Source organism: Stenotrophomonas sp. (assembly GCF_036662295.1).
GTDB lineage: Bacteria > Pseudomonadota > Gammaproteobacteria > Xanthomonadales > Xanthomonadaceae > Stenotrophomonas.
This window is the reverse complement of the sequence record NZ_JAVWXA010000038.1, coordinates 25621-35109: the sequence shown is the minus strand read 5'-3', so window position 1 is coordinate 35109 and position 9489 is coordinate 25621. Positions and strand designations below refer to the sequence as shown.

Annotated in this window: 9 protein-coding genes; 4 read left to right on the top strand and 5 right to left on the bottom strand. The window is 71.2% G+C overall.

Going from position 1 to position 9489, the window contains the following annotated elements:
- On the top strand, window positions 1-248 hold a 248-nt coding region (locus RSA25_RS09705; protein WP_332808685.1), incomplete at its 5' end, for a hypothetical protein.
- A gap of 32 nt (window positions 249-280) precedes the next feature.
- Window positions 281-1471: a benzoate/H(+) symporter BenE family transporter gene (locus RSA25_RS09700; protein ID WP_332808684.1), complete on the top strand. Its 1191-nt coding sequence runs from the start codon at window positions 281-283 to the stop codon at window positions 1469-1471.
- 6 nt (window positions 1472-1477) lie between these two features.
- Here RSA25_RS09700 and RSA25_RS09695 read toward each other — a convergent pair whose 3' ends face one another.
- From RSA25_RS09695 to egtB, 4 genes are all read right to left on the bottom strand, one after another.
- Window positions 1478-2209, bottom strand: a complete 732-nt coding sequence (locus RSA25_RS09695; RefSeq protein ID WP_332808683.1) for a GYF domain-containing protein — start codon at window positions 2207-2209, stop codon at window positions 1478-1480.
- A gap of 31 nt (window positions 2210-2240) precedes the next feature.
- Window positions 2241-4418, bottom strand: coding sequence for a lytic murein transglycosylase (locus RSA25_RS09690; protein ID WP_332808682.1), 2178 nt, complete (start codon window positions 4416-4418; stop codon window positions 2241-2243).
- A 65-nt stretch (window positions 4419-4483) separates the two neighbouring features.
- A complete protein-coding gene (egtD, locus tag RSA25_RS09685; protein WP_332808681.1) occupies window positions 4484-5458 on the bottom strand; it encodes an L-histidine N(alpha)-methyltransferase in 975 nt (324 codons plus the stop codon).
- On the bottom strand, window positions 5455-6756 hold the full coding sequence (egtB, locus tag RSA25_RS09680; RefSeq protein ID WP_332808680.1) for an ergothioneine biosynthesis protein EgtB: 1302 nt from the start codon (window positions 6754-6756) through the stop codon (window positions 5455-5457). The genes egtD and egtB overlap by 4 nt, the downstream gene beginning before the upstream one ends.
- 168 nt (window positions 6757-6924) lie before the next feature.
- Between egtB and RSA25_RS09675 the strand changes: the two genes are divergently transcribed.
- On the top strand, window positions 6925-8232 hold the full coding sequence (locus tag RSA25_RS09675) for a GGDEF domain-containing protein (protein WP_332808679.1): 1308 nt from the start codon (window positions 6925-6927) through the stop codon (window positions 8230-8232).
- Here the strand turns inward: RSA25_RS09675 and RSA25_RS09670 are convergent.
- A complete protein-coding gene (locus RSA25_RS09670; RefSeq protein WP_332808678.1) occupies window positions 8211-8600 on the bottom strand; it encodes a YchJ family metal-binding protein in 390 nt (129 codons plus the stop codon). The genes RSA25_RS09675 and RSA25_RS09670 overlap by 22 nt on opposite strands.
- Window positions 8601-8710: 110 nt before the next feature.
- Here RSA25_RS09670 and RSA25_RS09665 point away from each other — a divergent pair, with 110 nt between their 5' ends.
- Window positions 8711-9487 carry a TSUP family transporter gene (locus RSA25_RS09665; protein WP_332808677.1) on the top strand — a complete coding sequence of 259 codons (777 nt, stop codon included), beginning with the start codon at window positions 8711-8713 and terminating at the stop codon, window positions 9485-9487.
- The last annotated feature ends 2 nt before the right edge of the window (window positions 9488-9489 follow it).

The window sequence follows — 9489 nt, the reverse complement described above, 5'->3', positions numbered from 1 at the left end:
TGCGAGCCGCCTATTATGTCAGGCTTTTCGTTTCCGTCAACACCTTCTTTCGAAGGATGTTGCCGTCGCTGCGGTTGGGTGTTCACCGGGGTGAAGACCGCGTCGCAGCGAGGGAGCGAATACTAAAGACTTCTGGAAATTCGTCAAGGCTTTTGTTCGATCTTTTTCATCGCAACGTCATCATCGCGTGCTGCACGGCACGGCGCGCGGCAGCACGCGCGTTGCGCGTGCTGCCGCAGGCTTGCTAACAATGCATGTCTTGTTTCCAGGAATGCATGCGATGTCGGTGCCTGCCAAGCGTTCGTTGTGGCGCGATGTGTCCTTGTCGTCGGTGACCGCCGGCTTCATTACGGTGCTGGTGGGCTTTGCCAGTTCAGCGGTGATCGTCTTCCAGGCGGCGCAGGCGGTGGGCGCGACGCAGGCGCAGATCGCGTCGTGGATGTGGGCGCTTGGGCTTGGCATGGGCGTTACCTGCATCGGCCTTTCATTGCGCTATCGGATGCCGGTGGTGACCGCATGGTCCACGCCGGGCGCGGCGATGCTGGTGGTGGGCGCCGGCGCGGTCGACTACAGCGATGCGATCGGTGCGTTCCTGCTGGCTGCGCTGCTGGGCATGCTGGCCGGCTTCTCGGGCCTCTTCGCACGGTTGATGACGCGCGTGCCGATGGCATTGGCCGCCGGCATGCTGGCCGGGGTACTGCTGCGCTTCGGACTGGATGTGTTCGTGTCGATGGGCACCCAGCTGGGCATGGCATTGGCGATGTTCGCCACCTGGCTGGTGGGCCGGCGCTGGCTGCCCCGCTATGCGGTGATCGCCACCCTGCTGGTGGGCGTGATGGTGGCCGCCGGCCAGGGGCTGCTGCATATGGAGACGGTGCGCCTGGAACTGGCGACGCCGGTGTTCACCTGGCCGACGCTGTCCTGGTCGGCCGTGGTGGGGATCGCCCTGCCCCTGTTCGTGGTCACCATGGCCTCGCAGAACATGCCGGGCGTGGCGGTGATCCGCGCCTCCGGCTACGCCACGCCGATCTCACCGGTGATCGGCTGGATCGGGGTGGTCAATACGCTGCTGGCGCCGTTCGGCGCGTACGGGCTGAACCTGGCGGCGATCACCGCGGCGATCTGCATGGGGCGCGAGGCCCACGAGGATCCGGCCCGACGCTACACCGCCGCCGTGGCCGCCGGGGTGTTCTATCTCGTGGTGGGTCTGTTCGGTGCGACGGTGGCGGCGGTGTTTGCCGCCTTCCCGCGTGAACTGGTGGCCTGCGTGGCCGGCATCGCCCTGTTCGGCACCATCGCCAACAGCCTGTCGATGGCGCTGCGCGAGGAAAAGGACCGCGAGGCGGCGCTGGTCACCTTCCTGGTCACCGCCTCGGGGTTGTCGCTGGCCGGGATCGGCGCGGCGTTCTGGGGCCTGGTGGCCGGGGGCATCTGCCTGCTGGCGCTGCGCGCGCCGGCCCCGCGCCGCTGAGGCCGGTCAGCCGTCGACCAGGAAGGCCAGCCCGCCGAGCACGCCGATGTAGGCCACCAGGCCCAGTACCACCGCCAGCCAGCGGGTGCCACCGCGGGCGGCCAGGTCGGCGTGCAGCGCGGCGGTATCGGCCGGGCGGCTTGCCCGGGCCTGGGCGATGTTGCGCTCGGTGTGCCACAGGTAGAGGTGGTTGCCCAGCGCGCCGGCGGCGGCGCTGCTGCCCAGGGTGATCGCGCTGGACACGCCGCTGCTGGCGTCGAGGAAGGTCTCCAGGAAGGCCAGCGCGGTGAGTACCGCGATCCACCCCGCCGCCGCCGCGTACATCCGCCGGTACAGCATCCAGAAGGCGCCGAACAGGAAGGCCGCCCAGTTCCAGCCATTGGCGTCCTGCACGGCGCGGTCCAGTCGCCATTTGCGCCGATAGACCGCAAACCGGGGACCGACGAAGGCGGCATAGGCCTGCAGCCGGTCGGCCAGGGCGTCGTCGACGAGGCCGCTGCTGGCGTCCAGCGCCGAAGAAGGCGCGGCATACGGATCGTGCACCGGATGGTGCATGGGATCGGGCCGGGACAGCTCGGTCACGGTATGCAGGGCTTTCCATTCGGACATGCCGTCGCGCCAGACCAGCGTGTCGATGTCGATCTCGCCCTGCGCGTGCAGGCGGCGCAGCGCCTGGCTGGGCACGGGGCCCTGTCGTTGCTGTCCTGCGTCGACGTAATACCAGGGGGTATCGGTCATGTCTCGCTCCTTGAGTAGCCGGGGCGGAAGCTTACAACGGCAGCGCGCGGAAGGTCTGGCGCAGTTCGTGGCGCCCGCCCGGGGCGAGGGTGACGACGTCCGGGCCGGCGTTGGCCGCTTCCAGGCAGACGTAGTTGCGCCAGCCGGCGCCGACGTCGGCCATCCTGGCCGCGCCCGCTTCGCCCGGGTTCCAGGCCACCAGCGAGCGGCTGCCCTGGGTGGTGATCTCGATGCGGCGCTTGAGGGCGGCATCGCGCAGGACGTAGCGGCCCCCGGCCTGGGTGTAGATGCGGTCGCTGCGGCCGGGGTCGCGCGGGTCGCGCAGGTTCCAGTCGCCGCGCTGCACGCGCGGGGTGGCGTAGTCCTCGAACTTGTCCAGGTAGGTGAGGCCGTCCACGCCCTGCACGTCCACCGTGGTGGCATCGCCGACGCGGAAGTAGTTGTGCAGGGCCTGGGTGAAGCTGACCGTGCCGGTGCCGGTGTTTTCGGTGAGCAGGCGCTGTTCCAGGGTGCGGCCGATGCGCAGCTGCATGGTCAGGCGCAGGTCGAGGTTGTCCAGCGCCGGCGGGGCGAGGTCGAGCACCATCGTGCCGTCGGCTTCGCGGCGTGCGCCGGTGAGCGTCCAGGCCACGGTGCGCACGAAGCCATGCGCGGGGACGTCGCTGCCCTGCCCCTGCCGGCCGAAGTACGGCCAGCAGACCGGGCTGCCGCCGCGCAGGGGCGTGGGCAGGGCCTGCGCGGTGGGCGACAGCCACAGCACGTCCTGGCCCCCCTTGGGGACATAGGACAGCAGCTGCCCGCCGAACACGGCGATGGCCGCCGTGGCGAACGGGGTGTCCACCGTCCATGCCGGGAAGCCCTGCACGCTGCCCAGGCGCAGGCCGTCGACCTTGGGCAGTGCGGCGGCGGGGCCGGCCGGGGACTGCACCAGGCGGGCATGGTTGGGCGGCAGGGTGAACACGGTGGATGCGGGCATGGCGGTGGCTGCGGTCGGGAGGGGAGGCGCACTGCGCAGGGCAGTGAGGATGCGTTGGCCGGCGCGGCCGTCCGGGGTGGCCCAGCCGAGGCGCTGCTGTTCGCTCTGGATGGCACGCCGGGTGGCGGTGCCGACCATGCCGTCGGCGACGCCGATGTCATGGCCGCGCGCCAGCAGCAGGGTCTGCAGCTCGCGGCGCTCGCGCCGGCCGATGCCGGGATCGTCGGTGGGCCAGGCGGCGACGGTGCCGGCGCCGCCGCGCAGGCGGTCGGCCAGGGTGGCGATGGCCAGCGCGTAGCTCTCGGCGGCGTTGTAGGAATAGATGGCGTCGTAGTTGCGGAACACCAGCCAGGCCGGGCCCTTGGCGCCGGTGGGAAGCAGCAGCGCGGCATTGGCGTCGGCCGGCAGGCCGGCCGGGGCCAGCGCGCCGCCCGCGACCGGGACGATGCCCAGCGCGCGCCAGCTGGCCAGCGGCTTGCGTTGGGTGCGCCCGGCCACGGCCGGGTTGAAGCCAGCCGGCAGGCGGACCTCGATGCCCCAGGGCTGGCCGGTACGCCAGCCGGCCTTGGCCAGGTAGTTGGCGGTGGAGGCCAGGGCGTCGGGAATGCTGCCGACCAGGTCGCGGCGGCCATCGCCATCCCCGTCCACCGCGATGCGGGCATAGGTAGACGGCATGAACTGGGTGTGGCCGAAGGCGCCGGCCCACGAGCCGGTGAGGCCATCGGCGCGCAGGTCGCCGGCATCCAGCAGCTTGAGCAGGGCCAGCAGTTCGCCGCGGAAGAACGGCTGGCGGCGGCCGTTGCACGACAGGGTGGCCAGCGACTGCAGCAGCGGGCGCTTGCCGAAGACGCGGCCGTAGTCGCTCTCCACGCCCCAGACGGCGACGATGGTGGCCGGATCGACGCCGTACTGGGCCGAGACGCGCTCGAGCAGGTCGCGGTGCTGGCGCAGCAGGGCGCGGCCATCCTCCACGCGCTGGCTGTCCACCAGCGCGGCCAGATAGTCCCACAGCGGGGTGGTGAACTCCGGCTGTGCGTCCAGCAGCGGCAACACGCTCAGGTCCGGGGTGAGGCCGGCGGTGAAACGGGTGAAGCCCTCGGCGCTGATGCCCTGGCGGAGCGCCTGCGGTTGCAGGGTGGCCAGGCAACGGTCGAGGTCATCCTGCGGGGCGGCAACGACCGGGGCGCTGGCCAGGCACAGCGCGGCCAGCAGCCAGCGGTGGGGGAACCTCATTGGCGGAAATCCTTGCAGCCAAGTGGAGATGCATCATAGCCGCACGCCCACCGCCGCCGCCGCGCTCAGGCGGGTTGCAGCAGGCACAGGGCGAAGGCGGGTGCGCTGGCATGCCACTGCGCGGTGACGCGCAGGCCGGCGCTGGCGACCAGCGCCGCGAACGACGCCTCGGTGTATTTGTGGCTGTACTCGACGATCATCGCCTCGCCTTCGGTGAAGTCCACCTGGCGGCCGGCCACGTGCACGCGCTGCGGGCGGGTGCTGACCAGCTCGGTCTCGATGCGCAGGCGCGGCACGCTGTAGCGGGCGCGATGCTGGAAGGCGTCGAGGTCGAAGTCGCTGCCGATCTCGCGGTTGAGCCGGGCCAGCAGGTTGAGGGTAAAGGCGGCGGTGACGCCGGCGGCGTCGTTGTAAGCGGCCTCGATCAACGCCGGATCCTTGTGCAGGTCGATGCCGATCAGGGCCATGCCATCGGCGCCCATGGTCTGGCGCATGGCCTGCAGCAGGGCCACCGCGTCGGCCTCGGCGAAGTTGCCCAACGTGGAACCGGGGAAGAACAGCAGCCGGCGCGCGGCCGGGCGCTGCGGCGCGGGCAGGTCCACCGGCTGGGTGAAGTCGGCGCAGACCGGCAGCATTTCGATGGCCGGCAGGGCCTGCGCCAGCCGCGCGATGCTGGCCAGCAGCGCCGCGCGTGAGATCTCGATGGGGGTGTAGGCCACCGGGTCGGCCAGGGCGTGCAGCAGCCGCTCGGTCTTGCGACCGCTGCCACTGCCCAGCTCGACCACGTGCAGGCGCGGGCCGACCACGTCGGCGATCTCGGCGGCGCACTGCTCCAGCAGCTGCAGTTCGGTGCGGGTGGGGTAGTACTCCGGCTGGCGGGTGATCTGTTCGAACAGGGCCGAGCCGCGCGCATCGTAGAAATATTTGGACGGCAACTGGCGCGGGCGCTGGGACAGCCCGTACAGGATGTCGGCGGTGACCCGGGCACGGTCGGGCTGCAGGTCGGTGAGCGCCTCGAGCGCGTCGCTGACGGTGCTCATGCCGCGTCCCGGGCCAGGCGCACGCCGGCGAACTGCCAGCGGGCGGCGGGCGCGAAGAAGTTGCGGTAGCTGGCACGGACGTGCCCTTCGGGGGTGACGCAGCTGCCGCCGCGCAGGATCCACTGACCGTTCATGAATTTTCCGTTGTACTCGCCGAGGTTGCCGGCGAAGGGGCGAAAGCCCGGGTAGGCGCCATAGGCACTGCTGGTCCATTCCCAGACATCGCCGAACAGCTGCAGCAGGGCCGGGTCGCCGCCCGGCCCGCCGGCGGTGGCGCCGGCCGGGTGCAGACGGTCGGCATCGGCGAAATGGCCGTGCACGGGCGCGCCGGCGGCGGCCGCTTCCCATTCGAACTCGGTGGGCAGGCGCGCGCCCTGCCACCGTGCGTAGGCGTCGGCTTCGAAATAGCTGAGGTGGCAGACCGGGGCATGCGGGTCCAGTGGCTGCCAGCCCGCCAAGGTGAACTCGCGCTCCAGCGCGTCATCCCAGTACAGCGGGTGCTGCCAGCCTTCGGCCTGGCACAGCGACCAGCCCTCGCTCATCCACAGGGCGACATCGGCATAGCCGCCGGCGGTGATGAACTGGCGGTATTCGGCGTTGCTGACCGGCCGGTTGGCCAGCGCGTGCGCAGGCACCAGCACGCGGTGCACGGGCGATTCGTTGTCGTAGGCGAACCCGGCATGGGCCGGCCACGGCGGCGCGCCGATCTGCACGATCCGTTCGGGGCTGCTGCGCCATTGCAGGGCAACGGCCACCGAGCCGCCGTGGCCCAGGTCGTCGCGGTAGGCCGGCTGCAGCGGATTGCACCACAGGGCGTGCTTGATGTCGGTCAGCAGCAGCTCCTGGTGCTGCTGCTCGTGATGCAGGCCCAGCTGCAACTGGTGGCGCGCCTGGGCGGACAGCGCGCCGCCCTGCAGCAGCGCGATGACCTGCTGGTCGACCACGCTGCGGTAGTGCAGCACCTCTTCCAGCGATGGGCGCGACAACAGGCCGCGCTGCGGGCGCGCGTGCGCCGGGCCGATGCGCTGGTAGTAGCTGTTGAACAGGTAGTGCCAGTCGGCGTTGAACGGCACGTGGCCGGGCTGGCTGCCCAGCACGAAGCGCTCGAAGAACCAGCTGGTATGGGCCAGGTGCCATTTGGTCGGGCTGGCGTCGGGCATGCTCTGCACCATCGCGTCTTCGGCGCTGAGCGGGGCGGCCAGCGCGACGCTGCGGGCGCGGATGCCGGCATAGCGGGCGGCCAGGACAGCGTCGGGCGAAGGGGCGGTGGCGGGTGGGGCGGCGACGGCAGTGTTCATCCGGATCAGGATCGGTCAGCGGTGGTGAGCGGCATGTCATGGCCAGGCTTACGGTCTGTGACGCACTCAAGTTGAATACGCGCCGGCCGCTATCGGGAAGACCATCGCCTGCGTGGTCCGGTTTGCACGTGCAGCCCTGGCGCGCCGGCCCGGACCCGTGGAACCGTCTTGCCGACTCACCTGCTTCGCCAGCCTGGCCACTACCTGTTCCTGCTGCCCGCCGTGCTGGTGGGGTTGGGATTGTGGTGGGCCACGCCGGCCGATGACGTGGGCAGCCCGGTGCACCGCATCCTGCCGCTGGTGCTGACCTGCCTGGGCGTCGGCCTGGGCCTGATCTACAACCGCGTGCGTGCGGTGTGCCTGCTGCTGGCGATCGCGCTGGCCTTTGCCCTGCTGCATGGGCTGGTGGGCAGTTTCCTCAATACCGGTGCGGTGACCGCGCTGACCCCGCTGCTGTTCCATGCGGTGTCGGTGTGGCTGCCGCTGCTGTTTGCCCTGCATGGGCTGTGGCCCGAACGCGGGCGGCTGCGCCAGGACCTGCTGCTGCGCGGGGTGGTCAGCGGGGTGGCGGTGGGGGTGTTCGCACTGCTGGCCGCGCAGGGGCCGCAGGGCATGCACGACCTGCTTTCGGACCACCACTGGCCGTGGCTGCCGACCGGCTGGAGCCGGCTGGCGCAGGTGCCGACGCTGGTGTTCGCCGCGGCGCTGGTCGGGCTGGCGGCGCAGGCGCTGCGCCAGCCGCGGCCGCTGCATACGGCGATGCTGGTGGCGCTGCTGGTGGTGTGGGCGATGCTGCCGCGGGTGTTCCTGTCACCGGCGCTGCTGCCGGCGCTGGCGAGCACCGCGCTGCTGCTGATCGTCTCGGCGATGCTGCAGGAATCCTTCCACATGGCCTACCGCGACGAACTGACCGGGCTACCCGGCCGGCGCGCGTTGAACGAGTGCCTGCAGCGCGTGGGCGCCACCTACACGATCGCGATGGTGGACGTGGACCACTTCAAGCGCTTCAACGACACCCACGGCCACGACAACGGCGATGACGTGCTCAAGCTGGTGGCCGCGCGGCTGGCCGAGGTGGGAGGCGGCGGGCGCGCGTTCCGCTATGGCGGGGAGGAGTTCGCGCTGGTGTTCCTGGACCGCCCTGCCCCGGCCTGCGTGGACGCGGTGGAAGCGATCCGGGCCACGGTGGAGGCCACCCGCCTGCAGCTGCGCGACCGCGCCGCACGGGCGCAGGACGATGCGGTGGGCCGCCTGCAGCGCGGGCGCGGCGGGGCCGGCACGGTGGTGCAGGTGACGGTAAGCATCGGCATGGCCGACAGCCGCGTGGGCGAGGACGCGCAGGCGGTGATCAAGGCCGCCGACCAGGCGCTGTATGCGGCCAAGGATGCCGGGCGCAACTGCGTGCGCGCCCACGGCCAGCAGCGGCCGGTGGCGGTACGCAGCCGCGAGCCGGCTCAGGGCAGCGCGTCGAGGTAGAACCAGCGGCCGTCCTGGCGGAGGAAGCGGCTGTGCTCGCGCATCTTGACCGCGCTGCCACCGCCCACCTTGTAGCGCGCGGTGAACAGGACCTGGGCATGCTCGGGATCCTGCAGCGTGTGCGCGTGCACGGTGAGCCCCAGCCACCGGGTGTGCTGCCCGGCCGCCTCGTCCAGCGACAGCGCCTCGGGGCGGGTGGACGGATGCCAGCTGGCCAGCAGGTAATCGGCCCGGTGGCGGACGTAGGCGCTGTAGCGCGACCGCATCAGCGCCTCGGCATCGGGCGCGGCGGCACCGGCGTGGTACCGGCCGCAGCAGGCGGCGTAGGCCAGCGGGCGGCCGCAGGGACAGGGATCGGGAGTGTTCATGCGGCCATTGTCGCGCGCACGGCCCCGCGCCGGTAGCGGCCGGCGCCGCGTCGGCCCGCCATGCCGCCATCCGGCGTATGCTGGCGCGCCCTTGCTCCCGATGTACTGCCGTGTTCGAGCTGGTTCCCCCTGAGCTGTTGTGGTTGGTGGCGATCGCCTTCATCGCCGGGTTGGTCGATGCCGCCGTGGGCGGAGGCGGGCTGGTGCAGCTGCCCGGCCTGTTCACGGTGCTGCCGCAGCACACGCCGGCGATGCTGTTTGGCACCAACAAGTTCAGTTCGATGTTCGGGACCGGTGCGGCCGCGTGGCGCTATGCGCGCAACGTGCGCTTCCCGTGGCGGCCGGTGCTGTTCGCCGCGGGTACGGCCTTCGTGTTTTCCTTCGCCGGGGCGACGGCGGTAAGCCTGCTGCCCAAGGATGCGGTGCGCCCACTGGTGCTGGTGCTGCTGGTGGCGATGCTGGGCTACACGCTGTGGAAGAAGGACTTCGGCGCGTTGCACCGCCCGCGCGAGATCGGTCGCCGCGAGCTGGTGACGGCGCTGGCGATCGGAGCGGTGATCGGCTTCTACGACGGCTTCTTCGGCCCGGGCACCGGCAGCTTCCTGATCTTCCTGTTCGTGCGCTTCTTCGGCCTGGATTTCCTGCGCGCCTCGGCCGCCTCCAAGGTGGTGAACCTGGCCACCAACGTGGCGGCGATCTCGTTCTTCGTGCCGACCGGCAACATCCTGTGGCTGTTCGCGCTGCCGATGGCGGCAGCCAACATCATCGGCTCGGTGGTGGGCACGCGGCTGGCCCTGCGCGGCGGCACGCCGTTCATCCGCAAGCTGTTCGTGGGCCTGGTGGTGGTGCTGATCGCGCGGATGGGGTGGGACACGTTCGGCGGGTGACG

Bases quoted from the DNA above. Each gene is read 5' to 3' on its own strand.
- RSA25_RS09700 (WP_332808684.1), top strand. From the start codon at position 281: ATGTCGGTGCCTGCCAAGCGTTCGTTGTGGCGCGATGTGTCCTTGTCG.
- RSA25_RS09695 (WP_332808683.1), bottom strand. From the start codon at position 2,209: ATGACCGATACCCCCTGGTATTACGTCGACGCAGGACAGCAACGACAG.
- RSA25_RS09690 (WP_332808682.1), bottom strand. From the start codon at position 4,418: ATGAGGTTCCCCCACCGCTGGCTGCTGGCCGCGCTGTGCCTGGCCAGC.
- egtD (WP_332808681.1), bottom strand. From the start codon at position 5,458: ATGAGCACCGTCAGCGACGCGCTCGAGGCGCTCACCGACCTGCAGCCC.
- egtB (WP_332808680.1), bottom strand. From the start codon at position 6,756: ATGAACACTGCCGTCGCCGCCCCACCCGCCACCGCCCCTTCGCCCGAC.
- RSA25_RS09670 (WP_332808678.1), bottom strand. From the start codon at position 8,600: ATGAACACTCCCGATCCCTGTCCCTGCGGCCGCCCGCTGGCCTACGCC.